This is a genomic window from Stenotrophomonas sp. YJH_SMC_40 (assembly GCF_059368615.1).
In genome coordinates, this window is record NZ_JCAFRX010000003.1 from 178,276 (window position 1) to 203,637 (window position 25,362).

Consider the following 25,362-nt stretch of genomic DNA (forward strand, 5'->3'; position numbering starts at 1 on the left):
ACGACACAGCGGATTCGCCCTTATCATGGCCCGCTTCGATTGCAACAAGCGGATGACCGCGTGACCGTATCCACCCTCGCTTTTGTCTTCCCCGGCCAGGGCTCGCAGTCTGTGGGCATGGTGGCCGAGCTGGCCGAACTGCACCCGCAGGTGCGTGAAGCCTTCACCGAAGCATCCGATGGTGCCGGCGTCGACCTGTGGGCGCTGTCCCAGGGTGGCCCGGAGGAAATGCTCAACCGTACCGAATACACCCAGCCGGCCCTGCTGGCCGCGAGCATCGGCGTGTGGCGTGCCTGGAACGCCGTGGGCGGTCCGCGCCCGTCGGTGCTGGCCGGCCACAGCCTGGGCGAGTACACCGCCCTGGTCGCCGCTGGCGCGCTGAGCCTGCATGACGGTGCGCACCTGGTGCGCCTGCGCGGCCAGCTGATGCAGGAAGCCGCACCGGCCGGTGTCGGCGCCATGGCCGCCGTGCTCGGCGCTGAAGACCAGCTGGTGCTGGACGTCTGCGCCGAAGCCGCGGGCAGCCAGGTGGTGGTGCCGGCCAACTTCAATTCGCCGGGCCAGATCGTGATCGGCGGCGACGCAGATGCGGTTGACCGCGCGCTGGCGCTGCTGGCCGGGAAGGGCGTGCGCAAGGCCGTCAAGCTGGCCGTGAGCGTGCCCTCGCACACCCCGCTGATGCGCGAAGCCGCCAACCGCCTCGCCGAAGTGATGGCCGGCCTGTCCTGGCAGGCGCCGCAGCTGCCGGTGGTGCAGAACGTGGATGCCCAGGTGCATGACGGTATCGACGCGATCCGTACCGCGCTGGTCCAGCAGCTGTATCAGCCGGTGCAGTGGACCGGGTGCGTGCAGGCGCTGGCCGGTCGTGGCATCACTCGGATCGCCGAGTGCGGCCCGGGCAAGGTGCTGACCGGCCTGGTCAAGCGCATCGACAAGGCCATCGACGGCCGTTCACTGGCCACCCTGGGCGACTTCGAAGCCGCCCGCGAGGCATGGTCGGCCTGACTCCCCCTGTTCCTGCCGACCGTACCGGTGGCCGCTGCACGCGGTACGGGTACGGCGGCCGCCCCAGCCTGAGGAAAACATCATGAGCAAGCCCCTGCAGGGTGAAATCGCACTGGTCACCGGCGCCAGCCGTGGCATTGGTGCCGCCATCGCCGATCTGCTGGCCGCCCAGGGCGCCACCGTCATCGGCACCGCCACCACCGAATCCGGCGCTGCCGCGATCGGTGAGCGCCTGGCCGCCCACGGCGGCCACGGCCGTGCACTGAACGTGACCGACGCTGCCGCGCTGGACAGCGTGCTGGACGGCATCGCCAAGGAGTTCGGCCCGATCTCGATCCTGGTCAACAATGCCGGCATCACCCGCGACAACCTGCTGATGCGCATGAAGGACGAGGACTGGGCGTCGATCATCGACACCAACCTGACCAGCGTGTTCCGTACCAGCAAGGCGGTGATGCGCGGCATGATGAAGGCACGCAAGGGCCGCATCATCAACATCGCATCGGTGGTGGGCGTGACCGGCAATGCCGGCCAGGCCAACTACGCGGCCGCCAAGGCCGGCATCATCGGCTTCAGCAAGTCGCTGGCCAAGGAAATCGGTTCGCGCGGTGTCACCGTCAATGTGGTTGCTCCCGGCTTCATCGACACCGACATGACCAAGGCGTTGCCGGAAGAAGCGCGCACCGCGCTGATCAACGACATTGCCCTCGAACGCCTGGGTTCGCCGGAGGACATCGCCCATGCGGTGGCCTTCCTGGCCAGCCCGGCTGCCGGTTACATCACCGGCGAAACCCTCCATGTGAACGGTGGCATGTACATGCCGTAAGCAAGGGGCGCAGGGATTGCGCCGCAAGTGGTTGATCTGCTGAGGTTTTTGCTGCGATGCAAGGCCGCGCCGGTTTCCACTACACTATCCCACGGCCATCGCCTTTGATGGCGACCACTTTTGAACCACAACTCCATCTGGAGCGAGATCCCATGAGCACCATCGAAGAACGCGTCAAGAAAATCGTCGTCGAACAGCTTGGCGTCAAGGAAGAAGAAGTCACCAACAGCGCATCGTTCGTCGATGACCTGGGCGCTGACTCGCTGGACACCGTCGAGCTGGTGATGGCCCTGGAAGAAGAATTCGAGTGCGAGATCCCGGACGAAGAAGCCGAGAAGATCAGCACCGTGCAGGCCGCCATCGACTACGTCAAGGCCCACGTCAAGGCCTGATGTCAGACGGCAGTGCGCGTGCAGGTATTTCCTTGCCGCGCACCGCACCCCATGGGGCCGCTGTTGCGGCCCCGTGTGTTTGGGCATCACATCGAAGCAAACCGAGTTACCCGTAGAAATCATCCGGGTCAGGAGAAACAGCAATGAAGCGTCGCGTCGTCGTAACCGGCCTGGGTATCGTCTCGCCGTTGGGCAATGATCTGGCCAGCAGCTGGGAAGGCATCACCCACGGTCGTTCGGGCATCGGTCCGCTGACCAACGTTTCTGATGCCTACCTGGACCGGTTCACCACCAAGATTGCAGGTGAGGTCAAGGGATTCGACATCACCGCCGACAATGAACTGTTCGGCAAATTCCGGGTCAGCGGCAAGGATGCCAAGAAGATGGACCCGTTCATCCATTACGGCCTCGGTGCCTCGTTCATGGCCCTGCACGACTCGGGCCTGGAGATCACCGACGCCAATGCCGAGCGCATCGGCGCCATCGTCGGCGCCGGCATCGGCGGCCTGCTTGGCATCGAAGAGCAGACCATCGAGTTCCACGAGGGCAAGAAGATCTCGCCCTTCTACGTGCCCAAGACCATCATCAACATGCTGCCGGGCCAGCTGAGCATCATCACCGGCCTGAAGGGTCCGTCGTTCTCGGCGGTCTCGGCGTGCGCGACCTCGAACCATTCGATCGGTACCGCGATGCGCATGATCCAGTACGGCGATGCCGACGTGATGGTGGTCGGTGGTGCCGAGCGTGGCTCGTCGCCGACCGCCGTGGGCGGTTTCTGCGCGATGAAGGCCATGAGCACCCGCAACGATGCTCCGGAACAGGCCTCGCGCCCGTGGGACAAGGACCGTGACGGCTTCGTGCTGGGCGACGGCGCCGGCATCCTGATCCTGGAAGAGTACGAGCACGCCAAGGCCCGTGGTGCGAAGATCTATTGCGAACTGGCCGGCTTCGGCGCCAGCTCCGACGCTTACCACATGACCGCGCCGAGCGAGAACGGCGAAGGCGCCGCGCGCTGCATGGTCATGGCCATGAAGGACGCCGGCGTGAGCCCGGAGCAGGTGGGTTACCTCAACGCGCACGGCACCTCCACGCCGCTGGGCGATCTGGGCGAGACCATGGCGATGAAGACCGCCTTCGGCGACCACGCCTACAAGATGATGGTCAGCTCCACCAAGTCGATGACCGGCCACCTGCTGGGCGCTGCCGGCGGCGTGGAAGCGATCTTCTCGGTGATGGCGCTGCAGGACAACGTCATCCCGCCGACCATCAACCTGCAGCAGCCGGGCGAAGGCTGCGACCTGGACTACGTGCCCAACGAAGCACGCCAGGCCAAGGTGGACGTGGTGATGTCCAATGGCTTCGGCTTCGGCGGCACCAACGGCACGCTGATCTTCAAGCGCGTCTGACCGGTGCGGTAGGTTGTAGAGTCGACTGTTAGTCGACTGCCTTTCGATCCGCCGCGGTGATCGTTGATGGGAAAGCAGTCGACTGACAGTCGACTCTACCCATCGGCAATCCGACAAACGGATCAACGCCGTGCACCACGGAGCCGCCGCAAGGCGGCTTCCGTGCATCTGAACTCCCGAACTGGCTGCCATGACCCACGCACCGCTGATCCACCCGCTGCCGCACCCGATCGATCTGCTGGCCCTGCAGCAGCACGACCCGGCGCGCTTCCCGCTGCTGATGGAATCCACCGCCTCGGGCACCGCCCAGGGCCGCTGGAGCCTGCTGCTGGTCGCGCAGGGCGATGGCCTGCGGCTGGATGCCGACGGCCAGGTGCGCGACCAGCACGACCTGGTGCAGCCCGGCACGTTCCTGCAGGCACTGGATCGCGCCTGGCAGCATGAGCGCCTGCCGCATGACGGCAGCCACAGCCTGCCGTTCCGCGGCGGCTGGGCGTTGATGCTCGATTACGAAGTGGCCAGCCAGATCGAACCAGTGCTGCCAGCGCGTGCTCGCGGGGATGGTCGCCCGACCGCGCTGGCGCTGCGCTGCCCGGCGGCGGTGCTGCATGACCACCACAACGATGCCAGCTTCGTCATCGCCGAAGCCGGCGAGCAGGCGTTGCTGGATGCGCTGGTGGCACTGGCCTCGGCCGTGCTGCCCGAAGCCGGGCTGGGCTGGCAGCCACCGCAGGCGGTCGGCGAGGACGCGCCGCAGCGTTTCACCGATGGCGTGCGTCGGGTGATCGAGTACCTGCGCGCCGGCGACGTGTTCCAGGTGAACCTGTCGCGGCGCTGGAGCGCGCAGTTCGCTGCGCCGGTCAGCCCGCAGGCGCTGTACGCACAGCTGCGTCGTGCCAACCCGGCGCCGTTTGCCGGCCTGTTCAGCGCGCACGGCCGCCATGTGGTCAGTTCCTCGCCGGAGCGGCTGGTGTCGGTGCACGCCGGCCATGCGCAGACCCGTCCGATTGCCGGTACCCGTCCACGCTTCGAAGGCGACGACGATGCCGCGCGCATCCAGGAACTGGTCGGCCACCCCAAGGAGCGCGCCGAGCACGTGATGCTGATCGACCTGGAGCGCAACGACCTGGGCCGCATCTGCCTGCCGGGCACCGTGGTGGTCGATGAGCTGATGACCGTGGAGAGCTACGCGCACGTGCACCACATCGTCAGCAACGTCAGCGGCCATCTGCGCCCGGAGGTCACGCCCGGCGAGGTGATCGCCGCCACGTTCCCGGGTGGCACCATCACCGGCTGCCCGAAGGTGCGCTGCATGCAGATCATCAGCGAGCTGGAGCAGGTGCCGCGCGGTGCCTATACCGGCGCGTTCGGCTGGCTGAACCGCGATGGCGACCTGGACCTGAACATCCTGATCCGTACCGCCGAAGTGGATGGCCACGAGGTGAGCTTCCGCACCGGCGCCGGCATCGTGGTCGATTCGGACCCGGACAAGGAGCTGGACGAGACCCGTGCCAAGGCCCGCGGCCTGCTGCGCGCACTGGGCCAGCAGGGGTAGTGCCGGCCGCTGGCCGGCAACCTCATTCATCCACGATCCACGCGATTGCCGGCCAGCGGCCGGCACTACCGGTACCGGCGGGTGCCGTTGTTCCGGTGGGTGCCGACCGTTGGTCGGCACGGCTGCGTGGCCCCGGTCATGACCCCAATCCACCGGCACGGTATCCTGCACGACGGAATCGAGTTCAGAGGTAGTCCATGGCGGGAGCCAAGCGCGGGTGTCTGTTCGTGGTAACGCTGGTGGTGGTGCTGGGCGCCGTCGTGGCCGGCGTGGGCGCGTGGTTCTTCTACCAGCAGACGCGTTTCGCCGATGCCCCGATCACCCCGACCGCCGAGAGCGTGGTCATCGCCAGCGGCGATGGCATGAACAGCGTGCTGCGCAAGCTGCGCGATGCCGGCGTGGACGAGGGCCAGGACGCCCAGTGGCAGTTGCTGGCGCGCCAGCTTGATGCCGCCGGCAAGCTGAAGGTGGGCGAGTACGCGCTCAGCGCCGAGCTGACCCCGCGCGAACTTCTGCTGCGCATGCGCGCGGGCAAGGTGCTGCAGCACCGCGTCACCATCGTCGAGGGCTGGAACATCCGCCAGCTGCGTGCTGCGCTCAAGCGCGCCGAGCCGCTGCTGCACACCACCGACAATCTTGATGATGCCGCGCTGATGCAGCGCCTCGGCTTCGGTGGCCAGCATCCGGAAGGCCGCTTCCTGCCGGAGACCTATGTCTACCAGCGTGGCGACAGCGATCTGGACGTGCTCAAGCGCGCCCATGCCGCAATGGAAAAGGCGCTGGATGAGGCCTGGGAAAGCCGTGCGCCGGACCTGCCGATCAACACGCCCTACGAGCTGTTGACGATGGCCTCGATCATCGAGAAGGAAACCGCGCTGGCCAGCGAACGCCCGCAGATTGCCGGCGTGTTCATGCGCCGCCTGAAGATCGGCATGCGCCTGCAGACCGACCCGACCGTGATCTACGGCCTCGGTGCCGCGTATGACGGCAACATCCGCCGTCGCGACCTGACCACCGATACGCCCTACAACACCTACACCCGTGCCGGCCTGACCCCGACCCCGATCGCGATGCCCAGCCGCGACGCGCTGATGGCGGCCGCGCAACCCGCGGCGGGCGACGCGCTGTACTTCGTCGCGGTGGGCGATGGCAGCGGCGCGCACGTGTTCTCGCCCAGCCTGGACCAGCACAACGCCGCAGTCGCCCGCTACCTGCAGCAGCTGCGCCAGCAACGTACCCAGGAGACCCCGGCGCAATGAGTCCCGCGCTGCTTCGCCACCCGCGTTTCGTCAGCCTGGAAGGCGGCGAGGGCGCGGGCAAGACCACTGCCATCAATGCCATCCGTGACTGCCTGCGCAGCCACGGTCATGAGGTGGTACTGACCCGCGAGCCGGGCGGTACGCCGCTGGCCGAGCGCATCCGTGGCCTGGTGCTGAAGCCCGATGCCGAGATCGCCGCCGAACCGCTCAGCGCCGAAGCCGAGCTGCTGCTGGTGTTCGCCGCGCGCGCGCAGCATGTGCGCCAGGTGATCCAGCCGGCGCTGCAGCGCGGTGCCTATGTGCTGAGCGATCGTTTCACCGATTCCAGCTATGCCTACCAGGGCGGTGGCCGTGGCCTCGACCCGCAGTGGATTGCCGATCTGGAGCGCCGCGCGGTGGGCCTGCTGCCGGGCCTGACCCTGCTGCTGGACGTGGACGTGGCCGTCGGCCGGGCACGCGCCAATGGCCGTGACCTGTGGCCGGACCGCATCGAGAGCGAACAGGATGATTTCTTCCAGCGCGTGCGCGAAGTGTTCCGCAGCCGCGCACAGCAGGACCCGCAGCGCTTCGCGTTGATCGACGCCGGCCAGGAGCAGGCGCGCGTGGCCGCCGATGTGGTCGCGCGTGTCGAGCGCTGGCTGCAGGACGGGGAGGGCGCATGAGCACGTTTTCGCCTTGGCAGCAGCGCGCGTTCGACCAGACCGTGGCCGCGCTCGATGCGGGTCGCCTCGGCCATGGCCTGCTGATCTGCGGGCCGGCCGGGCTGGGCAAGCGTGAGGTGGCGTTGGCGTTGGCCGACCACGTGCTGGCGCGCGGGGACGCCGCGCACGCCACGCGCACGCGCCAGCTGATCGCCGCCGGTACCCATCCGGACCTGCAGCTGGTCAGCTTCATTCCGAACAAGAGCGGCGACAAGCTGCGTACCGAGATCGTCATCGAGCAGGTGCGCGAGATCACCGACAAGCTGGCGCTGACCCCGCAGTACGGCGTGGCGCAGGTGGTGATCGTCGACCCGGCCGATGCGATCAACCGCTCGGCGGCCAACGCGCTGCTGAAGACGCTGGAAGAGCCGCAGCCCGGCCGCTACCTGTGGCTGATCAGCAGTGACCCGGCACGCCTGCCGCAGACCATCCGCAGCCGTTGCCAACGCCTGGAATTCAAGCTGCCGCCGCAGCACGAAGCGCTGGCCTGGCTGCAGCAGCAGGGCCACAGCGAAGCACTGGCGCGCGAAGCGCTGGAGGCCGCCCGCGGCCATCCCGGCCAGGCCGACAACTGGCTGCGCGAAGACGGCCTGAGCCTGCGCCGCGAAGTCGGTCGAGATCTGGAACAGCTGGCCGCCGGCAAGACCGGCGCGGTGGAGCTGGCGCAGAAGTGGTGTGGTGACGACAACGCGGCGCTGCGCCTGCGCTTTGCCGCCGACCTGGCGCTGGCCCAGGCCAGCACCGATGCCTTGACCACGCCGGAGCGATTGCACAAGCTTGCAGCCTGGTTCGATGCGGCCAACCGCACCCGTGACCTGCTGCGCACCACGGTGCGTGCAGACCTTGCGGTGGTCGAGTTGCTGCTGGCCTGGAACAAGGTGAACGAGCGGCCTGCCGCAAGGGGAAATCGATGAGTGCCAGCAACGCCCGCCAGGGCATCCTGTCCCTGGCCGTGAAGGACAAAGCCGCGCTGTACAGCGCGTACATGCCGTTCGTGAAGAACGGCGGCATCTTCGTGCCCACGCCCAAGCGCTACTTCCTGGGCGACGAGGTGTTCCTGCTGCTGACCTTGCCCGATTCCAGCGAGCGCCTGCCGGTGGCCGGCAAGGTGATCTGGGTGACCCCGGCCGGCGCGCAGGGTAACCGCACCGCCGGCATCGGCGTGCAGCTGGCCGATGGTCCCGAAGGCGAGGGCGTGCGCCACAAGATCGAGACCCTGCTGGCCGGGCTTACCGGCTCGGACAAGCCGACCCACACGATGTGAGGTGGCGCCGGGCCATGCGGCTGCATGCCTCGAAACGCCCGTGAACACGAATGTGAAAAAGTGTTGACGGCCTCTGAAAAGCCCCTATAATGAGCGGCTCAGCAACACACCGGGCGGTTAGCTCAGCGGTAGAGCATTGCCTTCACACGGCAAGGGTCACAGGTTCGATCCCTGTACCGCCCACCATGTTGCAGAACGAAAGAAGCCTCCAGAAATGGGGGCTTTTTTGTTGCCTGACCATCAGCGCGGCTTTCCGGCATCGTTGGCAGCGCGACTCACCGGCTCCCTCAACCGCGCGAAGCGCTCGGGGGACGCACTTCACCGATGCGGGCACAGGATTCCATCCATGCGCTGTTCCGTGGTTCACGGCCGGCGTACTCTCGAGGCAGTGCCGTGCCCCCATTCCCTTGAGTGCCACCATGCCGCTCGCCCGCATCGATCTTCGCAAAGGTAAATCCGCCGACTACCTGCAACGTGTCGGCGAAGCCATCTACCAGGCCATGCGCGCGGTGGGCGTGCCGGAGAACGACCGCTTCCAGATCTTCCAGCAGCACGACGCCGGCACGCTGATCTACGACCCCGGCTATCTGGGCGTGGACCGCACCGACGATTTCATCTGCATCCAGATCACCTGGAACGAAGGGCGTACGCTGGAGCAGAAGAAGGCGTTGTACGCCGGCATCGCCGATGGACTGCACGCGGCGGTGGGCATCCGCCGCGAGGATGTGTTCATCAATCTTGTTGAAGTAAAGAAGGAGAACTGGTCGTTCGGTAATGGCGTGGCGCAGTACGTGAGTTGATGCGCGGAAAGCACCACGCATGGCGTGAATCTACACCTCGCTGCCGACCTGTTCGCCTTCGCTGGCCGGGGCATTGCTGGCCGCTTTTACTGCGTCGGCGCTGTTGGGTTGTTCGCATTCGATGCGGGTGACATAGCCCTCGCTGCCGATGCTGTGCTCGGCACGCTTGACCAGCCACTGCCCATCCACGCCCTCGCGGAACCCCTGCATCACCACCGTGGCCTCGGCCATCAGCGTCTCGCGGCCGGGCAGGGTGTAGCTGAGCGTCCGCGTCTGCCGTGCCTGTTCGCGATGCTTGGCGCGCGCCGCCGCCTCTGCGCTCTCCCGGTCGGCATAGGCCATGCGCAGGCGCATGATCGGTTCACCGCTGCCGACCTTCACTTCCTGGCGCTTGGCACTGCGCACGTCGCGGTAGTACGCAATGGTGGTACCGGCATCTTCGCGTGCGGCAAGGGTTACCCGATAGTCGCTGCCATCGGCCGGGGTGAGGGTGACATCAGGAATGCGCTCGCCGCTGGCGCTGGTGGATTCGCCCCGCTTCACGAACACCAGGCGCCCGCCTCCGGGCTTGGCGATGGCATCGTGCTGTTTGGCCAGGCGCAGCAGAAGGTTCATGTCCGACTCCTGCGACTGCACCGTCAGCGGAAGCACGATGGACGCCAGCGATGCGTTCACCGCTGCGTTCAGCCCATGCTCGCCGGCCATGCGTCGCACCATGTCGCCGATCGTGGTGCCCTTCTTCCAGGTGCGCGTCTTCTGCGTCTGCAGGTCGCTCTTGCCCCCCTTGCTGGTCTCGAACGGTGCCGCCCTGGCGCGCAGCGTCATGCTGCCGGGAAAGCCGGAGATCTCCACCTCGTCGCAGATGTACAGGCCCGCGCGCCGCACTTCGCCGTCATAGCCGATGAAGGCCTCCAGTTCCGCGCCAACCGGTGGCAGCTGGATCGGATCGGACGGATCGTGGTCGGCCAGCTGCAGTTCCAGCGTGTCGGACGTGTTGCCGGTCTCGTCGGTGATGCGCAGCGACTTGAAGCGCGCCATGATCCTGTCGGTGATGTCCTGGCTGTTGGCCACCACGCGGAAGGCCGGTGTGATGTTCAATCCCACAGGGCGACTCCCTTGCGCTCGCTGGCCGGGCGCTGCACCTCCGGCAGGGTGATCGCTACGCCGGCAGGCAGTACCGGGCCGCGTGCGGCCAGGCCCGGGTTGGCATCGAACACCGCGCGCAGGATGGCTGGTGACTGCTCGCCATAATGCGCGTACGCGACACGGTCTACGACGTCGCCGTCGCGGGTGCTATACGTTCGTGCCATTGCTGTGCTTCCGCAGTGAAAGGGTGAATTCCTGTTTCAGGATCGCGCTGTCGGCGGTGAACTCGCTGGCGGTGGCATCGATCTTCTCGATGACCCACAGGCCCAGGTTGCCGCCTTTGCCGGTCAGCAGTCGATGAGGCGTGCCCTGCGCGGCCAGCTTGCGCAGCTGTGAGAGCTCATTGCCGGCGCCGCGGAACTGGTAGTAGATGACGCCCGGCAGGGTCATGCTGGCTGAGCCCGGTCCGGTGTACTGCAGGGCCGCCATCTGGCCGATGCGGTCCTGCGCCTGCCAGCGATACTCGTTGGATTGCTGGATCTCCCGGAAGACCGCGGTGTTGAGGCTGAACTTGAAGCCGCCCAGCATCAGCAGCACCGGAGCGTTGCCGGAATCGTTTGCTTTGAACTGCGACAGCAGCTTGTCCACTGTGCCGGTTACGAACTCGCGCTTCATGCTCAGTTCCTGTCTGCAAGGCCACCACGGGCGGCAACCGCGTTGCGACGCTGCAGCTCGTCGGCCGTGCGGCGCGCCACCGATTCGCTGGATTCACCGGGTTGCTGGTGGATGGTGATGTTGTTGGTCTGTTGCTGCTGCACGGTGGTCGGTGCGCGCATCGTGGGCGAGGGCATGTCCGGCGCACGGCGTCCCTGCGCGCCGCTCAGCTCGGCCATGCGGCGGTTCAGGCCATCGTTGTCGTTGGTGCCGACCGCGTACGCAACGCGCGCCATGTCGCCGATGCCACCACCGCCGCGCGCCTTCATGCCGCTGTAGATGTTGGCGGCGCCCACTGCGGTCTGCAGCCCGCCCTCGGCGACCTCCAGCGCTTTGTCGTTGGCAGCCCCTACGCCACCACCAAGCTTGTCCATGAACCAGCCGACGCCTTCGATGACTGGCTTGAGCTTTTCCAGGATGCGGTCGAACGCTGCGGTCGCCTTCTGGCTGATCGACTCCCAGATGTTGCCAAGGGTTTCGTTGATGAAGCCGGCGACGGTGCCGAGCATCTCGCCCAGCCACACCACCGCCCCCACCACGCCGCCGATGACCTGGATCACCAGCCGGAAGTTGGTCAGCAGCGCCTCACCCACCAGCGAGCCGATCTGGGCGACGCGTGACAATTCATTGCCGGTGTACTGCGCCGGTTCCAGCATCTTCGACAGCCAGTCCCAGGCCTGGCCGATCAGCCCGCTCATGACTTCCCAGGCGGGGCGCAGTGGTTCAACCGCGCGCATCAGTTCACCCATCGCTGCGGTGCCTGCACCGCTCAGGCCTTCCCAGACGCCGCCCAGGAATGCCTTGATCGGTTCCCAGTACTTGCGCACCAGCAGGGCGCCGGCGGTGATGGCGGCGACGGCAACGGCGATGGGGCCACCGCCGATGGCACCAATGGCAGTTGCGACGATGCGGAAACCCGATGCCAAGCGCATGGCCATCGGCCCAAAGCGCCCCAGCTGTGCCAGCAGGCTGCCGCCACGGAACAGCTGGAAGGCCTTCTGCACGCCCAGGACCGGGCCCTGCAGGAAGGTCCAGGCATAGCGAGCGCCGAGTACCGCCGCGCGCATGCCCAGCATGCCGACCACGATCTGCGTGGTGTTGGCGATCAGCTTCGGGTTTTCCTGCACGAACGAGGTAACCCCGTTCAACAGCTCGGTCAGCTTGACCGCGGCCTCGCCCACCGCGGGCAGCAGCGCGGCACCGAAGGCCTTGGACAGGTTGTCCACGGCGATCTTGGCGCCCTCGATCTTCTGCGGGTCGGTCTGCATCGCGTCGGCATAGGCCGCATCGGTGGTACCCGCCGATCCATTCAAGGCCTTGTCGCGGACACGGATGTAGGTGTCCCAGTTCTCGATCATGGGCTGGACGAAGTTCTTCGCCTGTGCATCGCTGAACAGGGTGCCGATCTTCTTCTGGTCGCCCGCAGTCGCCTGGATGATCCCCTGCATCGCAGCATCGAAGGGATTGCCGCCGCTGGTCTGTGCATCGCCGATGATCTTGCGCAGATCCAGGTTCAGGCTCTTCTTGGCCTTCTCCTGAATGTCCGGCGAGAGCACCTCGGACATGAAGCTCTTCATGTTGCTGGCGGCCTTGTCGGCGCCACCTGCCGAGTCCAGCGTGGCTTCCAGTGCCGCACCCAGCGTAGCCGCCGCCGATGTGCCCTGCAGCTTCATCGCCTCGAACGAGGAACCCAGCACCGGCAGCACCTGGGCCATGTCCTTCAGGCCCAGGCTGCCCTGCTGGCTGTTCACCACCAGCACGTCCAGCGCGTTCTGCATGCGCGAGGGATCGATATCGAACGACTGCTGCAGGGCGGCCGCAGCTTGGGCCACATCATCGATGCTGGCACCGGTGACGGTGGTGGTCCGTCCAACGGCGCCGAGGCTGGCCTGCGCGGACTGTGCGTCCATGCCGGCCGCGACCATCAGCTTGATCGACCGCTGCAGATCGTCGGCGCCCTGGTTGGTTGCACGCGATTGCTGCAGGATCGCTTGGCCGAGCGCACTCACCTGCGCGCGGCTGAGGTTGGCTGCCACGCCGATCTGCTGGTTCTGGCGGGCGAAGCCGGAGGCGTTCTCGACCGGCTTGGCCAGTGCGGTGACGGCGGTGCCGAGTGTGCCGCGCGCTGCCTTGAACGAGGCGCCGAGTTTCTCGCGCTTCTCCAGGTTGGCGGTGCGCTTGGCTTCGACACGCTCCAGCGCTTCCTGTGAGGCGCGCAGCGCATCGGCCTGCGCGCGCATGCGGGTGTATGCGGTGCCCGACTTCTTCATCGCGGCGAGCTTGAGTTCCAGCTTGCCGGCTTCATCGCCGAGGCGCTTCACGCCATCATTGGCGAAGGACAATGCGTCCTTCAGCGACTTGGACACCTCACCGCCGATCGTGATCGTTGTCGTTTTAACGTTACTGGCCATGTACCGGCAATCCCTGAATCCACCAGATGAACTTCGACACCCGCAGTGTCATGATTTCGCGCAGGCCCCAGCCGGTATGACCGGCCAGGGCGAGCACTCCCTGCCTGATCTGTGGCAGGGTCAGGTGGTAAAAAGCGCGACGCCTGCCTGCAGTCGTGCGTAGTCGCGCAACGGCATCTTGCGCACGTCGTCCGGCGAGATCTCGCACAGGTTGGCGATCATCCGCACCTCACGCTGGGCGTCGCTGCCCTTGTCGTCCTGGTAGCGCTCCATGTCTTCCACGGTCGGCTCGCGCATGCGCAGCACGGCGGTTTCCATGCCATTGACCTGGCGCGGACGGGTGAGGGTGATCTCGGCGAAGCCATCGCGCTCGATGACGGTGTCGGTGGGGGTCTTGGTCTTGCTGGACATGGATGCGTTCCTGGAATGCGATGCGATGCGATGGATGCGGGGGCGCGAGGCGCCCCCGGGTTCTTCGGTGCGGCGTGGGCTCAGATGCCCAGCGCGCCGCGGATGCCGGCCAGGACGTCGACGCCACCCTGGCGGGCGATCATGTTGACCACGTCGATCTCCTGCACGACCTGGGCACCATGGGTCAGCTTGTAGTAGCTCAGCGCCAGGCTGACCTTGATCGTGCCCTTCTCGCCGACCTTGGTTTCGCCACGGTCCAGCAGCTTCACCTTGCCGCGCATGTTGTGCACGACCTGGGTCACTTCACCGTCGTCGCCTTCCAGCGCCTCGCGGGCGGTGAAGCCGTATTCCTTGCTTTCGATGACGTGGAACTTGCTCATGATCTCCGCGTCGTCGGAGGCGAACTCGACATCGGCGGTCAGCTTTTCATGGCCGAGCACGATCTCGGTCGGGGCGAGCATGCCGCCGGCCTGGAAGTCCTCGGTCTTCAGAGACAGCTTGGGGGCGGTGAAGGACATCACGCTGCCGGCATAACCCTTGCCGTCGACGTAGAAGTTGAAGTTTTTGCGGATCTTGCGTGCCATGCTTAGAAGATCTCCGAGACGTAGTTGTTGTTCATGTGCATGCGGAAGGTCAGCTGCTCACCCGGGTAGGTCGGAGTGAAGTCGAAGTCCCAGTAGAAGCGGCCCTGGGCCACGCTGTCCGCTGCGTTCAGTTCCGGGTCGATCCAGCAGTTGCCGCCGAGGATCGCGCCCTGGGTCTTCAGGCCGCGCAGGAAGGCATTGACGCCCTCGCGCACGTCATCGACGTAGGTCTTGCTGATGCCGCGGTCGACGGCCCACAGGTGGGCGGCTTCCAGGCTGTCGGCGATGATGTCGGCGGTGCGCACCACGCACAGGAACTGCCACTTCGGATCGATGCTGGTGGTGCGGTTGCCCCACAGGCGGAAGCCCTCTTCGCGGATGACCGTGGCCACGTTGGCCTGGTTCAGCAGGTTGGCGCGGCTGGTGGCATCGGATAGGCCGAAGTCGATCGCACGCGCGGTACCGACCACGCCGTTGAGTTCCAGGTTCGACGGCGACGCCCACCAGCCGCGCTCGTTGTCGCTGCGGGCGATGGCACCGGCCACGGCACCGGAGGCATGGCGGGTGACGATGGCATCACCGGACTGCACCAGCAGCGCGGGGTCGACCACGTAGACGCGCTTGGAGCCGGTCAGGGCGGCGGTGGACTTGGCAGCGTCGTCGTTGCTGTTCGGGCCATCCTTGATGATCACCGCACGCAGCTTGTCGGCGATGCCGAGCAGTTCCGCTACGACCGGGTTGGCCAGCAGTTCGGTGTCGCGCTTTTCGTGGGTGTGGGTGAAGCCCGGCACCGCCAGGATGCGTGGCTTGATGCCCACTACCGACTTTGCCGCCAGCAGTGCATGCACGCCGGTGTAGGCACCGGTCTGCGCGTTCACGCCGCCCAGCACGTTGGCCAAGGTGTCGTTCTCGGTGGCGCCCTTCTCGACGCGGACAACGACGACGACCGCGTTGGACTGGTCGAAGATGGCGTCGAGCTGGCCCGGGAGGGTGCCATCATCGACTTCGGTGGCGGTGCCGGCGAGCAGTTTGGCTGCCTGCGAACGCGAGGTCACCAGGACCGGGGTGTTGTACGGGAAGGCGATCTTGTCGGCGCGGGGCGCGGTGCCCACAATGCCGATGACACTGGTCGAGGCAACAGCGATCGAGCGGGAACCACCATCGATGTTGACGACCTGCACGCCATGCAGAAATTCGGCCATGCGTTGTTTTTTCCTTGGTTGGGTGGGTGCTGCGGTCGCGATCTGCGCCGCATGGGTACATGTTCGTATCTGGCCGCGGCTGGCTTAATTGCAGCCGTGGCCCGATGTCACGGCTGCGGCGGCGTGCCCGCTTCGGGATCGGGCGCACTCACCCTTGCCCAGGCGGCGCTGGCTTCATCGAAGGTGACCGGATAGCTGCGATCGCCGGGTGGTGCCAGGTCGGTGACCGTGGACGGCAGCGCCACGCCGCGGGGCAGGGGAGTGGCGAAGCTGGCATCGTGCTTGTTCCACAGGGGGCGCGTGCTGTAGTCCGGCAACAGCGTCCATTCGCGGCGGCTGGCATTCCACGCGTTGTACTGCGCGGTGGTGCCATCCAGCTTGAATGGTTCGGACAGGGTCACGTCCTTGGGCAACGGCTCACCCAGCGCGAGGCGATTGGGTACCGCCATCGCGGTGCGCGTGTCCCACAGCATGCAGTTGCGGAAATCGGCCACCAGTTCCCAGCGTGAGCCATCCTCGGCCAGGCGCAGTGACTGGTATTCGCCTGCGGCCTGGCGGGGGGCGACGTCCACAGTGAAGTCAGGCAGGTTCCACGCGCCATCGGGCGAAGGTTGCAGACGGACCTTGCCCATGTAGGCACGGGTGTGGGGATCGTAGGAGTGCGCGAAGCGCGGTTCAGTAGGCAAGGTCATGTCCTCAGTACGCGATGCAATAGATCATCCGCAGGCCCGCCGGCAGGTTGCGGTCGCCACCGGCGGCCTCCACCACGATGGCATGGCTGTGTGCACCGGCGTCCGCCGCCGAGGCGGCATGGCCGTGGTCGCCGACGTGGGCGATGGAAATGGTGTGCGAGTGACCACCGGCGCCGTTCATGCCGATGTTGTGACCATGGCCACCAGCGCCGTCGGTGGTGAAGCTGTGGGCGTGGCCACCGGCAGGGCTGGTGTTCGGCCAGGGATTGTCATAGTCGATGTTGCCGCGGGAGCCCATGTGGTTCCCGTAGTCGGCACCCCATGGATAGGCGGCCCCAACTTCCGCATAGGCGGTGAGATGCTGGTGGTCGCCCACCCAGGAGGTTCCGCCGGTGTGCGCGTGATGGCCCTGCGAGTCGGTCCATGCACCGTGCGCGTGATCACCGACCGCGCTTGCGCTGGCGCCATGCGAGTGCGCGCCACCTGCGCCCACGGAAATGGCATGGCTGTGGTTGCCTGCCGTTGCCGCGCTTGCGCTGTGGGCATGGTGGATCACTTCACCCTGGGTGAAGCTTCCGACCGCTTCCGGGTTCAGCGTGTGCGTGACTACCGTGCCTTCCTGCATGGCCGGCAGGTTGAAGGTGGTTGCGCCATCGCCGGCGCCATAGCGGGTGCCGATGGCGGCGAACAGGGCCGGATAGCTGGCACGCGGAACAGCGGCGCCATTGCACAGCAGCATGCCGTTGGGCGCGGTGGCACCGGCGAACAGGATGACCTGGCCGGGAACGTGCACGCTGGACGGCACGCCGGTCATGTTGCGCCAATCCAGGTAGTGCGTGCCATGACGGCCATCGAGCAGGTCCGCGTCCAGCCCCTTGTCGGCGCCTTCATCCTTCAGCGCCGCTGATTTCAGGCCCAGCGCGGAACGGAATGCGGCATCGGTAGCGATCGACAGCAGCGTGCGCACGAACTGGGTGGGGGCGCTGGCACCGAATCGCTTGTCGATGAAGGCACGCAGGCCACGCGGCGTTACTGCACGCTGGGTGTCTGCGCCATCTTCGGTCTCGGTCGTAGTGGCCAGCTCGACCACGCCCTGCACCTCGGTGGTGGAGGGAGGGTAGATGAATTCGGCATTGCCGAATTCGATCAGTGCGGTATCGACTTCACTGAAGCGGGTATCGGTGGAGAGCAGCAGCATCGAGGCTGCGGTTTTCTCCATGATGGGATCGGCCTGGCCGAATGTGGCGAACAGCGTGCCGTCGCCTAGGTACAGGCCGAAGCCACGCAGGCTGTAGGCGGTGGCGCTGTCGTCGCGGATCGTGACGTGCAGCGTGTCATCGCCCACCGCCTTGCCGCCGAATGTCGAGACACGCTTGATCTCGCCGGGCAGCGTGGTCAGCCCCGCCGACGGCGTGAATGCCGTGGAGGTCAGGCCGATCTCGGTGATCAGCACGGCACTGGTGCCGGTATTGGGTGGGTTGACCAGCCTGGCGAAGCCGGCGTCGGTGATTTTCAAGCGCATGCGGGGTTTACTCTCCGATCAGTTGGATACGGCGGAAGGTGGTGCCCTGGGCACCGGCGAGCGCACCGATACCGGCGTTGGCCTGCATGCCCTGGGTGAAGGTGAAGTGCGATCGCACCGGCTTGGTCCGGCTGATCTCGCCGATCACGTCGTCGACGAACTTGGCAGTGGCGGTTTCGCCGCCCTGGTTGGCAATGGTCATCACCGCTTCGAAGGTGTGCGGTGCGCCCTGCGGCTGCATCTCCCACCATTCACGGATCAGGATCGAGCCACCAAAAGCGGCGACCACGTCACGCACGCTGCCCCAGGTACCCTTGCGGCGCTGGATGGCGATCGCGGCACGCACGCGCGCGCGCTTCACCGTCTCCGGCCAGTAGGCCTTCCATTCGTCCACGGACAAGGCCCAGGCCAGCCAGGGCAGCAGAGTGGCCGGACAGCGGTCGGCGTCCCACAGCGCGGTGATGTCCACCGGCAATGGGCGGGTGACCGCAGCGCGGGCCAGAGCCCGCTCCGCGTGGGTGGCGTTGGGCGGCAGCAGGGTGCCTGCCATCGGCACCCTGATCAGCGCATCGCCGTCGATGATCGAGCCGGGAGCGGGTGCCTGGCTGAGCGTGATCACATTGTTGAGCACGCTGTAATCAATCACGGCCACAGGCTGGGGCATGGTGCGGATGTAGCTGGTTGCCTCGCGGCCTTCCTCCACCTGCACGCCCCAGAGATGGATGCGGCTGTCCGGCTTCAGGCCGGTGTTTCCGGCTGCCCGTCGATCCAGCACGATACTCACGCCCCGGCGGGCGTCATCTGCGGTTGCGGCATAGGTGTAGCTGTAGCGCTTCCACTCGGTGCCCACCTGCAGACGTGTCCTGCCTGCGCCGGTGGTGCGCACGCCGAGGTCGATGGCACATGGCTCGGTTGCGCGCAGCCAGATGCTGACGGTACGCACGGCACCATCGGGAAACGCGCTTCCATCCTCGTCCACCAGACCGGTGAAGTTCTGATTCGGTCCCCCGATCGCATCGGAGACAGGAAAGGAGCAGGCACTGGAACTGCCATCTGGAGCGGGGTGATTGGACGACAGGTTCGCTGGCTTGGTGTAGAAGCCCTTCCACCAGGTATTACTGAACGCTGCCGAGAAGCGCTGCAGGTTGCGCCGCAGCGTATCCGACAGCTTCAGCCGCCCCTGCCAATCGGTGCGGTACACCGCCTGCAGGGCGGACAGTGCGCCACCCGGATGGCGGAACTGCAGGTTGTGGCCGTCGATGGCGCCGCGCAGGCGCGCATTGACCACGCGTGTGCCGGAATCACTCATCGTTGCCGCCATGCGTCAGAGTCACAGCGGAGCAGTAGGTGGCCTGGGTACGATCCACCACCACGTCAGCCGCTGGGCTGGAAATCTCCACGCGCTGCACACCCTCGGCATGCAGTGCGGCGAACAGGCCCGAGCGGGTAACATCGCGGCCGAGCCGATGCGATTCGGCGATGTAGCGGTCCAGGCGCGTGCGCGCCTCGGCCAGCACGACCTGCGAGTCCGGTCCGGCGAAGGTATAGAGCGTGGCGGTGACCGTGTAGTCGACGATTGTCGCTGTGCGCACCAGCACGTGGTCGGTGAGCGGTCGCACGTCGGTTGCGCTCAGCTTCATTTCGACGGCGTCGAGCAGTCCAGGGGCAGCGGTGCCATCGGCTTCACGCGACAGCACAGAAACCACCACCTCACCCGGCGACGGACTTGTCGCGCTGGCATCGAGTACCCGTGGATCGGCGCTCAGGGCGTGGAAGATGTAGGCGCCCTCCGGGCCGGCCACGCTGAAGCCTTCCGGCCCCAGCTGGATGCGCCGACGGAAATCCTCATCGCTTTCGTAGCGCGGCGGAACACCCTGCTGCGGTTTGCCCGGATCCAGCATCTGGCGACCGATGCCGAAGATCGCGGCCAGCTGGTCGAGGTCGCTGCCAACCGCATAGGCCAGCATCACGCCACGCGCGGCGTCGTTGACACGCTGGCGATCGAGCAGGCGCAGGTAGGTGCAGACCTCCAGGATCTTGAAGGCCGGGTCCGACGGCAGCAGCGCGTCGAAGGTGGGATCCAGGGCCTGCAGTGCGGTCAGCGATTCATCGAACATGGCTTCGAAATCGAGCACTTCGATGACCGCCGGTGCAGGCAGCTGGGACAGATTGACACTGGTGAACGAGCCGGATGCCACGGTTAGCGAACCTCGATTCCTTCGATGGTGATGGCCTCGCCGTCCGGCAGGTGGATCCCGGTCACTGCCAGGATCATCACGCCGGGGGCGGGGAGGGAGACGTCGACGTTCTCGACGTGGAGACGCGGTTCCCATCGCGCCAGCGCGTCGACGGTGGCCGCGATCAGGTCCATGCGCAGCGAGCGGTTGGTCGGCGCATCGATCAGTTCGAATACGCGTGAACCGTATTCGCGGCGCAGTACGCGGGAGCCAAGGGGCGTGGTGAGAATGTCACGCACGGACTGGTGGAGATGGGCGAGCCCATCCAGTGATTTGCCGGTGTTGGCGTCGATTCCTCGCATGGCCTCTATCGTCGTGGAGTGCGGTTTTTCAGGGCATTGCAGGCGTGGCCGCTCAGGCCTGGGCCGGCGTGGTCGGGGCGGTTGGGCCCTGTGCGGTGTGCGTGTGTGCCTTCAGGCCGATGGCGCCGGCCTTGACTTCGCCCGGTGTGCTGATGTCCTTGCCGGCGCTGATCGCGCCGCTGACATCCAGATCGCCGGTCGCCTTGATCGAGGGTGTATCGAGCACGATCGATTCGCTGGCGATCACCTGTGCATTCGCGCAGGTGACGATGACCTTGCCGCTGCCGACATGGACGTTGAGCGTGGTGGTTTCCTGGTCGTACTCGACGCTGCTGCCGTCGGCGAACTCGGTGCGCTGCCGCAGGCGCGAGTCGGCAGGCGGCGGAAAGCGGTCCTGGTACAGGCTGCCGAGTACCAGCGCCTGGCCGGGGTCGCCATAGGGGCACGCCAGCACGACCTGCTCGCCCGGTTCGGGAGCGCACCAGCTGCGCATGCCCGGTCCGGCGCGGCGCTCCAGCCAGGGAATCCAGTCGGTAAGCATGCCGTCGGCATCGACGCGAACGCGCCCGTTCGCCTCGTCCAGTTCGCGTACCACACCGATCATCAGCAGGTTGCCGATCAACCGCGCGTGTTCGGCGCTCATGGTGCGCGCTCCGGCAATGGCTGGTAGCGGGACTCATGGACGCGGCCGATCTCCGGCGCGAAGCTGTAGCACGCCTGCGGCACCACGCCGCCAGCGTCGTCCCAGGGGTTGTCGCCCAGCGCGACCGGCAGTGACCACTCGACGATCCAGGTGCGCAGGCCCGGCTGTGCCGCCGCGGGGTCTTCCGGCAATGCTGCAATCACATCGATCGCACCGCTGGCAACGCCGGGGAAGCGGCCGAGCTGGTGCAGCCAGGTCGCCAGGGCGAGGGCCGCGTTGCGCAGCTGCAGCGCTGTGGTTGCATCGGTCGCCGGCAGCGCAATGCGCGCTTCGAAGCGAAGCGTGGCCTGCAGCAGGCCACTGCCATCATTGTTGTCCCTGCTGCGGTCACAGCGGGTCATCGCCAGCAGGCAGGCCGGCAGGGGCATCCCCTCAGCGTTGGCGTCGCGATGGAATTCGACGCTTGCAAACCCCGGAAAGCGTGCGCGGATTGCGGCTTCGATCGCGGCAATCAGCGGATCGAGCGTGGGAGGGAAGGAATCGTTCGCCATGTCAGCTCATGCAGGGAAGGGAAGAAGGGCGTGGCCCGTGCGGCGCGCGCGGTCTGCAGCCAGTGTTGCCATCACCGCGGTGGGGTGGCATTGCAGGCGTGACCGTATCCGGCAGGCTCAGTGCGTGGGAGTGGCACTGCTGCCGCAGTCGGCGGGTGCTGCCGGCGCGGCGCCATTGATGGTGATGCCGCGCTGGCTGCCGAGGCCGCACAGCAGCGCACTCAGCTGGTCGGCCAGCGCGTGGTACTGCTGTGCGACCGCAACGTGATTGCGCAGCAGCGCGTCATCGCTGGCTGCGTGCAGGTCCGGCAGGCGGGGTGGGGGAAGCAGCTGGGCAGGTGCGATGCTGAGGTCAGCGCGGCAGGGCGTGGCCGGCGTTGGCCTCGCGCCAGATGCGCACGAACTCAGCGTCAGCGTCGCCGCGATCACGACCAGGAGTCTTGGCATGGGTCTCGATGTCCCGTTGCAGGGTGTTGAACTGTTCGGTGTGCCGGGCCTGGTGGGCCAGGCGCTGTGATTCGGCCTGCGCGCCTGCGGCGCTGTTGGCGAGGGCCTGCTGGTGCGTGCGCTGGACTGCATCGGTGCGGGCCTCCTGCTGCGCTGCCCGGGTGGTGGCAACGGCAAGGTCCGCAGTGCGGTCGCGCAGGGTCCATCCCAGCCAGGCGCAGCTCGCGTGGCTGCCGGCAAGGACCAGCAGCCCGATGCCCAACCTCAGTGCCGCGGGCGTCACTGCAGGGCTCCGCCGGCGGCACGGTACGCCGCGCGCAGTGTTTCCAGTGCGTGCTCCTTCTGGCCGTAGCCGGCGCCCGGCAGCGATGCCCAGATGCGCCGGGCCGCAGTGACGGCGGCATCGAAGCGGCCCAGCCGGATCAACTCGTAGGCACCGCATTGCTTGAGCAGCGCCACGGCCGCGCGGTCCTGCGAAACCGGGCCGAAGTCAGGCAGGCCCAGTCGCGCGCGCAGGTCATCCCAGGTGCTGCGCAGGAACTGGTAGCGGCCGGCGGCGCTGGATTTGATGCCATAGCGTGGCAACGACACCAGCACGCGGGGATGGTCGCGGTAGTCGGTGAACAGCTGGCCACCGACGATGACGTCGTAGCCGCGGTCACGCGAGCGCCGGCTGGGTATGTCGGTGCCTTCGGACACCGCCAGCATGTCCAGGAACGCAGCAACGTTGGTGCCACCGAGGGCGCTGGCTGCAGCGGCTGTCATGCGGCGGCCCCCGGCTGCTTGCGAACCAGGTTCAACAGAGCGTCTATCTGTACGCTCTGCTGGGCGATCTGTGCACGCAGGGCGCTGACTTCACCGCGCAGCTGCCCGATCTCCTGGGCCATTGCCTCGCGCTCGTGCATCAGCCCATCGGCGCGTGTACGTTCGGCCGCGAGCTGTTCCTGCAGGGTGCGCAGGGTGTTGCTGGTGGCTTCATCGGCGGTGCGGTCGACCTTGGCCGACGACAACCACTGGCGCAGCCACAGCGACACCGCGATCAGCACGCCCGAGGTCCCGCCCAGGTACTTGGCCCAATCCGGCACGCCGGCCAGCAGGTCGCTCTCGTTCATGCGCGTGCGTATCCCTTGAGCAGGGCCGGGTGGACAGCCGGTGGCAACGCGGTGCGCGCACCGCGCAGGGCGCGCTTGATGGTGGTCTGTGAGACGCCGAACTCACGCGCAACATGGTCGCGTGGCATGCCGCTGGCGACCGCGCGGGCAATCTGTTCACGGCGTTCGTGCGCGCCGGCAGCGAAGCAGGATGCCAGGAACAACAGTTCGCCGCCGAAGTGCGCGACCAGCCGCTGGGCGACGTCGTGGCCAAGGATGTCGATCAGCCGGTGCTGGTCGGGCAGGGTGGAGGGTACGTAGACGATGACGCGGTGACGGCCGGTGGTGCTGGAGGTGGTCGGCGGCCAGGCACGCACCAGCGTGAGGGCTGCGGATTCGCCGATGACCTCGGCCAGGGTCTGGATGCTGTCGGGCAGGGCGTTCATGGAGGATGTCTTCAGTGGCATTGATCTCCACTGTTGCCATCCCGCATGACCAGTCAACACCTTTCATCTACTTTTATATCGGTGCGCTGAAGACGTTCAGTCGTGCGTGAGGAGGGGGGAGGAGCACGACACGCCTGCTTGCAGTGAGACGAATCCGCTTGCTCTGGCCGCTGGTGTTTTCCTGTACATCCGTACTCGTTGTCCTCACCTGGCAGGAACAGAGGCAGATCAAGGGGATGGGGCAGGTACAGGGTGAGGACGGCCACCTGCCACACAGCCTCATGCGCCGTGTACTGGCCGGAAACGAAAAAGCCCCGGACGATGCCGGGGCTTCAGGACTGCAGGGGGCGCTGGATCAAAGATCGAACACCAGGTTGCCGCCGGTCTTGCGGGGGATGTACCCGGCGTCGCGCAGCCAGCGTGCCGCGTTGACCTGGTCCATGCGCTTGACCGGGAAGCGGTTGGCGAACATCAGGAAGCGCGCCACGGTGATCGACTCGCCCTTGCCCTTCAGGGCCGCAAGGGTTTCGACGAACCAAGGCGCGGGCGGCTGCTGGCTGCCCGGGCGGGCCACGGTACGCGTCTGCTGGGCGCTGCCTGCGCCTGCCCGGGCAGTGGCCAGCGTGCACAGCGAGATGAAGATCGCATCCAGGCTCACGATGTCCTTGCTGCCCTTGGGCTGGGACTTGAACAACTCGATGGCCTTCAGGCGCGTCGACGTGAACTGTTCGACCTCCATGGCGTTTCCTCTTTGCGAAATGGGTTGGGGATGCAGGGTGACGACAGGTGTCGTCGGTGATGGGGATGACCTTACATCATTTTCGCCGATGATGGGTCGGGGCCTGCGCTGGGTTCGGGGGATGGACCGGATGGCGGGCCGGCATTCCGGATCAGATCACACCGCGCGAACGCAGCTGGTCCAGCGATCTGCGGACCAGATCGGCCGGGGTGCTGTCATTGTCGACTTCGATGTCGACCAGCTCATGCGGCAGCGGCTGCTCGCTGGCATGAGGGTCGCTGCTGCGATGGCCTGGGCGATTGACGCGGATCACGACACCACCACGACGCCGGATCGCGCGGGCCTCATTGGCGAAGCGGACGTCGGGTACCAGCCCGCCCTCGGGCAGGCGTGCGAACAGCGAGCGTACCCACAGCTCGGGATGGACGCGGTCACGCCCCCACTCGGTACCGGCGGTCTGCATCAGGTGGCGCGGGGTGAGTTCGGCCAGCCAGTCGATGGCGTCCTCCTTGCGGCTGTCCAGTTCGTGCAGGGAGAGCCCGAGGAGGGAGGCGACCAATTGCCGCAGTGGGGCCGCGAAGCTGTCGCATGGCAGTGACAACGCCGACGCCAGTCCATTGGCGAGTGTGTCCTTGCCCGAGCGCTTGCTGCCGGCGATGCCGATGTAGAGCGGCACACGAGAGCGTGGCGCCGGCCGCAGGGCGATGCTGCCCAGTGCAGGGCCGGCACGGAACGCAGCCAGTGTGTCGGCAATCAGGCGATGACCGCTGTCGAGGGAGGCGGGAATCATGCGGAATCTACTCCTGGAGAAATGCGGCAGGTGCCGGAGGATCAGGAATCGCGACCGACGACGCTGCGGGCGCGGAGGATGCGCTGGGTGATGCGCCCTCCCCGGGCCGCTGCGGCGATCGGGTCAAAGCACAACATGGCGGTGCGGGTACGCCGGCCGGCAGCAAGGTGGTCGCGGATGGTCCGCTCGGACAGCACCGGTACCCGCTGGTGGATCTGCTGCACGGTCAGCTGCTCACCTTCGAAGGCATGCAGTCGGGGACGGGACATGGCGGAAGCGCTCCTGG

General features: G+C 66.7%; 31 protein-coding genes and 1 tRNA gene. 11 read left to right on the forward strand and 21 right to left on the reverse strand.

Annotation, left to right across the window (positions count from 1 at the left end):
- The first annotated feature begins 60 nt into the window (after positions 1–60).
- The 11 genes from fabD (at position 61) to AC5P6X_RS06680 (ending at position 9,208) form a co-directional block, all read left to right on the forward strand.
- Complete coding sequence (fabD, locus tag AC5P6X_RS06630; RefSeq protein ID WP_049451097.1) at positions 61–1,005, forward strand: ACP S-malonyltransferase; 945 nt, start codon at positions 61–63, stop codon at positions 1,003–1,005.
- Between the two features lie 82 nt (positions 1,006–1,087).
- Positions 1,088–1,831, forward strand: a complete 744-nt coding sequence (fabG, locus tag AC5P6X_RS06635; protein WP_005408312.1) for a 3-oxoacyl-ACP reductase FabG — start codon at positions 1,088–1,090, stop codon at positions 1,829–1,831.
- A gap of 152 nt (positions 1,832–1,983) precedes the next feature.
- Positions 1,984–2,223: an acyl carrier protein gene (gene acpP / locus AC5P6X_RS06640; RefSeq protein ID WP_005408313.1), complete on the forward strand. Its 240-nt coding sequence runs from the start codon at positions 1,984–1,986 to the stop codon at positions 2,221–2,223.
- A 143-nt stretch (positions 2,224–2,366) separates the two neighbouring features.
- Positions 2,367–3,629, forward strand: a complete 1,263-nt coding sequence (gene fabF / locus AC5P6X_RS06645; RefSeq protein WP_049444073.1) for a beta-ketoacyl-ACP synthase II — start codon at positions 2,367–2,369, stop codon at positions 3,627–3,629.
- A gap of 190 nt (positions 3,630–3,819) precedes the next feature.
- Entirely contained in the window at positions 3,820–5,184 is a 1,365-nt protein-coding gene (locus AC5P6X_RS06650; protein ID WP_088436028.1) for an aminodeoxychorismate synthase component I, read from the forward strand.
- A 197-nt stretch (positions 5,185–5,381) separates the two neighbouring features.
- Positions 5,382–6,443: an endolytic transglycosylase MltG gene (gene mltG / locus AC5P6X_RS06655; RefSeq protein ID WP_108270516.1), complete on the forward strand. Its 1,062-nt coding sequence runs from the start codon at positions 5,382–5,384 to the stop codon at positions 6,441–6,443.
- Positions 6,440–7,105, forward strand: a complete 666-nt coding sequence (tmk, locus tag AC5P6X_RS06660; protein WP_005412450.1) for a dTMP kinase — start codon at positions 6,440–6,442, stop codon at positions 7,103–7,105. The genes mltG and tmk overlap by 4 nt, the downstream gene beginning before the upstream one ends.
- Complete coding sequence (locus AC5P6X_RS06665; RefSeq protein ID WP_005412451.1) at positions 7,102–8,058, forward strand: DNA polymerase III subunit delta'; 957 nt, start codon at positions 7,102–7,104, stop codon at positions 8,056–8,058. Before tmk ends, AC5P6X_RS06665 begins: the two co-directional genes overlap by 4 nt.
- The gene (locus AC5P6X_RS06670; protein ID WP_108270517.1) at positions 8,055–8,408 is read left to right on the forward strand and encodes a PilZ domain-containing protein; all 354 of its coding nucleotides are present in this window, start codon (positions 8,055–8,057) and stop codon (positions 8,406–8,408) included. Before AC5P6X_RS06665 ends, AC5P6X_RS06670 begins: the two co-directional genes overlap by 4 nt.
- A 111-nt stretch (positions 8,409–8,519) precedes the next feature.
- Positions 8,520–8,594 (forward strand) — tRNA-Val (locus AC5P6X_RS06675).
- A gap of 233 nt (positions 8,595–8,827) precedes the next feature.
- Complete coding sequence (locus tag AC5P6X_RS06680; protein ID WP_005408320.1) at positions 8,828–9,208, forward strand: tautomerase family protein; 381 nt, start codon at positions 8,828–8,830, stop codon at positions 9,206–9,208.
- Positions 9,209–9,238: 30 nt separating this feature from the next.
- On the opposite strand, the gene AC5P6X_RS06685 is transcribed toward AC5P6X_RS06680, so the two are convergent.
- The 21 genes from AC5P6X_RS06685 to AC5P6X_RS06785 form a co-directional block, all read right to left on the reverse strand.
- Positions 9,239–10,312, reverse strand: coding sequence for a phage late control D family protein (locus AC5P6X_RS06685; RefSeq protein ID WP_049451093.1), 1,074 nt, complete (start codon positions 10,310–10,312; stop codon positions 9,239–9,241).
- Positions 10,303–10,518: a tail protein X gene (locus tag AC5P6X_RS06690; protein ID WP_049451092.1), complete on the reverse strand. Its 216-nt coding sequence runs from the start codon at positions 10,516–10,518 to the stop codon at positions 10,303–10,305. The genes AC5P6X_RS06685 and AC5P6X_RS06690 overlap by 10 nt, the downstream gene beginning before the upstream one ends.
- A complete protein-coding gene (locus AC5P6X_RS06695; protein ID WP_005408323.1) occupies positions 10,502–10,969 on the reverse strand; it encodes a phage tail protein in 468 nt (155 codons plus the stop codon). The genes AC5P6X_RS06690 and AC5P6X_RS06695 overlap by 17 nt, the downstream gene beginning before the upstream one ends.
- A gap of 2 nt (positions 10,970–10,971) precedes the next feature.
- Entirely contained in the window at positions 10,972–13,419 is a 2,448-nt protein-coding gene (locus tag AC5P6X_RS06700) for a phage tail tape measure protein (protein ID WP_108270519.1), read from the reverse strand.
- Positions 13,420–13,539: 120 nt separating this feature from the next.
- On the reverse strand, positions 13,540–13,830 hold the full coding sequence (locus tag AC5P6X_RS06705) for a phage tail assembly protein (protein ID WP_005412456.1): 291 nt from the start codon (positions 13,828–13,830) through the stop codon (positions 13,540–13,542).
- 80 nt (positions 13,831–13,910) lie between these two features.
- Positions 13,911–14,414 carry a phage major tail tube protein gene (locus AC5P6X_RS06710; RefSeq protein WP_005412457.1) on the reverse strand — a complete coding sequence of 168 codons (504 nt, stop codon included), beginning with the start codon at positions 14,412–14,414 and terminating at the stop codon, positions 13,911–13,913.
- A gap of 2 nt (positions 14,415–14,416) precedes the next feature.
- The gene (locus AC5P6X_RS06715; RefSeq protein ID WP_187757203.1) at positions 14,417–15,616 is read right to left on the reverse strand and encodes a phage tail sheath C-terminal domain-containing protein; all 1,200 of its coding nucleotides are present in this window, start codon (positions 15,614–15,616) and stop codon (positions 14,417–14,419) included.
- 107 nt (positions 15,617–15,723) lie between these two features.
- Entirely contained in the window at positions 15,724–16,308 is a 585-nt protein-coding gene (locus AC5P6X_RS06720) for a hypothetical protein (RefSeq protein WP_049433223.1), read from the reverse strand.
- A 4-nt stretch (positions 16,309–16,312) separates the two neighbouring features.
- Complete coding sequence (locus tag AC5P6X_RS06725; RefSeq protein ID WP_088436021.1) at positions 16,313–17,830, reverse strand: tail fiber protein; 1,518 nt, start codon at positions 17,828–17,830, stop codon at positions 16,313–16,315.
- Between the two features lie 7 nt (positions 17,831–17,837).
- Positions 17,838–19,139, reverse strand: coding sequence for a phage tail protein I (locus tag AC5P6X_RS06730; RefSeq protein WP_088436020.1), 1,302 nt, complete (start codon positions 19,137–19,139; stop codon positions 17,838–17,840).
- Positions 19,132–20,028: a baseplate assembly protein gene (locus tag AC5P6X_RS06735; protein ID WP_088436019.1), complete on the reverse strand. Its 897-nt coding sequence runs from the start codon at positions 20,026–20,028 to the stop codon at positions 19,132–19,134. The genes AC5P6X_RS06730 and AC5P6X_RS06735 overlap by 8 nt, the downstream gene beginning before the upstream one ends.
- A gap of 2 nt (positions 20,029–20,030) precedes the next feature.
- Positions 20,031–20,369: a GPW/gp25 family protein gene (locus AC5P6X_RS06740; protein ID WP_005408332.1), complete on the reverse strand. Its 339-nt coding sequence runs from the start codon at positions 20,367–20,369 to the stop codon at positions 20,031–20,033.
- Positions 20,370–20,421: 52 nt separating this feature from the next.
- Positions 20,422–21,012: a phage baseplate assembly protein V gene (locus AC5P6X_RS06745; RefSeq protein ID WP_012479303.1), complete on the reverse strand. Its 591-nt coding sequence runs from the start codon at positions 21,010–21,012 to the stop codon at positions 20,422–20,424.
- Positions 21,009–21,563 (reverse strand): hypothetical protein, encoded by a 555-nt coding sequence (locus AC5P6X_RS06750; RefSeq protein WP_024956107.1) that lies wholly within the window; start codon positions 21,561–21,563, stop codon positions 21,009–21,011. Before AC5P6X_RS06750 ends, AC5P6X_RS06745 begins: the two co-directional genes overlap by 4 nt.
- Before the next feature lie 352 nt (positions 21,564–21,915).
- The gene (locus AC5P6X_RS06755; RefSeq protein ID WP_088436017.1) at positions 21,916–22,293 is read right to left on the reverse strand and encodes a hypothetical protein; all 378 of its coding nucleotides are present in this window, start codon (positions 22,291–22,293) and stop codon (positions 21,916–21,918) included.
- Complete coding sequence (locus AC5P6X_RS06760; RefSeq protein ID WP_049451085.1) at positions 22,290–22,775, reverse strand: glycoside hydrolase family 24 protein; 486 nt, start codon at positions 22,773–22,775, stop codon at positions 22,290–22,292. Before AC5P6X_RS06760 ends, AC5P6X_RS06755 begins: the two co-directional genes overlap by 4 nt.
- A complete protein-coding gene (locus AC5P6X_RS06765; RefSeq protein WP_005408337.1) occupies positions 22,772–23,122 on the reverse strand; it encodes a hypothetical protein in 351 nt (116 codons plus the stop codon). The genes AC5P6X_RS06760 and AC5P6X_RS06765 overlap by 4 nt, the downstream gene beginning before the upstream one ends.
- A complete protein-coding gene (locus tag AC5P6X_RS06770; RefSeq protein ID WP_223846372.1) occupies positions 23,119–23,547 on the reverse strand; it encodes a helix-turn-helix domain-containing protein in 429 nt (142 codons plus the stop codon). Before AC5P6X_RS06770 ends, AC5P6X_RS06765 begins: the two co-directional genes overlap by 4 nt.
- Positions 23,548–23,902: 355 nt before the next feature.
- Positions 23,903–24,286: a hypothetical protein gene (locus AC5P6X_RS06775; protein WP_033835195.1), complete on the reverse strand. Its 384-nt coding sequence runs from the start codon at positions 24,284–24,286 to the stop codon at positions 23,903–23,905.
- Between the two features lie 151 nt (positions 24,287–24,437).
- Positions 24,438–25,076 carry a deoxynucleotide monophosphate kinase family protein gene (locus AC5P6X_RS06780; RefSeq protein ID WP_049451083.1) on the reverse strand — a complete coding sequence of 213 codons (639 nt, stop codon included), beginning with the start codon at positions 25,074–25,076 and terminating at the stop codon, positions 24,438–24,440.
- Between the two features lie 41 nt (positions 25,077–25,117).
- Positions 25,118–25,345, reverse strand: coding sequence for a hypothetical protein (locus tag AC5P6X_RS06785; RefSeq protein WP_024956102.1), 228 nt, complete (start codon positions 25,343–25,345; stop codon positions 25,118–25,120).
- Positions 25,346–25,362 lie beyond the last annotated feature (17 nt).

Bases quoted from the DNA above. Each gene is read 5' to 3' on its own strand.
- tmk (WP_005412450.1), top strand. From the start codon at position 6,440: ATGAGTCCCGCGCTGCTTCGCCACCCGCGTTTCGTCAGCCTGGAAGGC.
- AC5P6X_RS06700 (WP_108270519.1), bottom strand. From the start codon at position 13,419: ATGGCCAGTAACGTTAAAACGACAACGATCACGATCGGCGGTGAGGTG.
- AC5P6X_RS06690 (WP_049451092.1), bottom strand. From the start codon at position 10,518: ATGGCACGAACGTATAGCACCCGCGACGGCGACGTCGTAGACCGTGTC.
- AC5P6X_RS06725 (WP_088436021.1), bottom strand. From the start codon at position 17,830: ATGCGCTTGAAAATCACCGACGCCGGCTTCGCCAGGCTGGTCAACCCA.
- AC5P6X_RS06730 (WP_088436020.1), bottom strand. From the start codon at position 19,139: ATGAGTGATTCCGGCACACGCGTGGTCAATGCGCGCCTGCGCGGCGCC.
- AC5P6X_RS06770 (WP_223846372.1), bottom strand. From the start codon at position 23,547: ATGAACGCCCTGCCCGACAGCATCCAGACCCTGGCCGAGGTCATCGGC.
- AC5P6X_RS06665 (WP_005412451.1), top strand. From the start codon at position 7,102: ATGAGCACGTTTTCGCCTTGGCAGCAGCGCGCGTTCGACCAGACCGTG.
- AC5P6X_RS06775 (WP_033835195.1), bottom strand. From the start codon at position 24,286: ATGGAGGTCGAACAGTTCACGTCGACGCGCCTGAAGGCCATCGAGTTG.
- AC5P6X_RS06710 (WP_005412457.1), bottom strand. From the start codon at position 14,414: ATGGCACGCAAGATCCGCAAAAACTTCAACTTCTACGTCGACGGCAAG.
- AC5P6X_RS06760 (WP_049451085.1), bottom strand. From the start codon at position 22,775: ATGACAGCCGCTGCAGCCAGCGCCCTCGGTGGCACCAACGTTGCTGCG.
- mltG (WP_108270516.1), top strand. From the start codon at position 5,382: ATGGCGGGAGCCAAGCGCGGGTGTCTGTTCGTGGTAACGCTGGTGGTG.
- AC5P6X_RS06695 (WP_005408323.1), bottom strand. From the start codon at position 10,969: ATGAAGCGCGAGTTCGTAACCGGCACAGTGGACAAGCTGCTGTCGCAG.
- AC5P6X_RS06720 (WP_049433223.1), bottom strand. From the start codon at position 16,308: ATGACCTTGCCTACTGAACCGCGCTTCGCGCACTCCTACGATCCCCAC.
- AC5P6X_RS06650 (WP_088436028.1), top strand. From the start codon at position 3,820: ATGACCCACGCACCGCTGATCCACCCGCTGCCGCACCCGATCGATCTG.
- AC5P6X_RS06750 (WP_024956107.1), bottom strand. From the start codon at position 21,563: ATGGCGAACGATTCCTTCCCTCCCACGCTCGATCCGCTGATTGCCGCG.
- AC5P6X_RS06765 (WP_005408337.1), bottom strand. From the start codon at position 23,122: ATGAACGAGAGCGACCTGCTGGCCGGCGTGCCGGATTGGGCCAAGTAC.
- AC5P6X_RS06670 (WP_108270517.1), top strand. From the start codon at position 8,055: ATGAGTGCCAGCAACGCCCGCCAGGGCATCCTGTCCCTGGCCGTGAAG.
- fabG (WP_005408312.1), top strand. From the start codon at position 1,088: ATGAGCAAGCCCCTGCAGGGTGAAATCGCACTGGTCACCGGCGCCAGC.
- AC5P6X_RS06715 (WP_187757203.1), bottom strand. From the start codon at position 15,616: ATGGCCGAATTTCTGCATGGCGTGCAGGTCGTCAACATCGATGGTGGT.
- AC5P6X_RS06745 (WP_012479303.1), bottom strand. From the start codon at position 21,012: ATGAGCGCCGAACACGCGCGGTTGATCGGCAACCTGCTGATGATCGGT.
- AC5P6X_RS06785 (WP_024956102.1), bottom strand. From the start codon at position 25,345: ATGTCCCGTCCCCGACTGCATGCCTTCGAAGGTGAGCAGCTGACCGTG.
- AC5P6X_RS06780 (WP_049451083.1), bottom strand. From the start codon at position 25,076: ATGATTCCCGCCTCCCTCGACAGCGGTCATCGCCTGATTGCCGACACA.
- AC5P6X_RS06680 (WP_005408320.1), top strand. From the start codon at position 8,828: ATGCCGCTCGCCCGCATCGATCTTCGCAAAGGTAAATCCGCCGACTAC.
- AC5P6X_RS06740 (WP_005408332.1), bottom strand. From the start codon at position 20,369: ATGCGAGGAATCGACGCCAACACCGGCAAATCACTGGATGGGCTCGCC.
- acpP (WP_005408313.1), top strand. From the start codon at position 1,984: ATGAGCACCATCGAAGAACGCGTCAAGAAAATCGTCGTCGAACAGCTT.
- AC5P6X_RS06705 (WP_005412456.1), bottom strand. From the start codon at position 13,830: ATGTCCAGCAAGACCAAGACCCCCACCGACACCGTCATCGAGCGCGAT.
- fabF (WP_049444073.1), top strand. From the start codon at position 2,367: ATGAAGCGTCGCGTCGTCGTAACCGGCCTGGGTATCGTCTCGCCGTTG.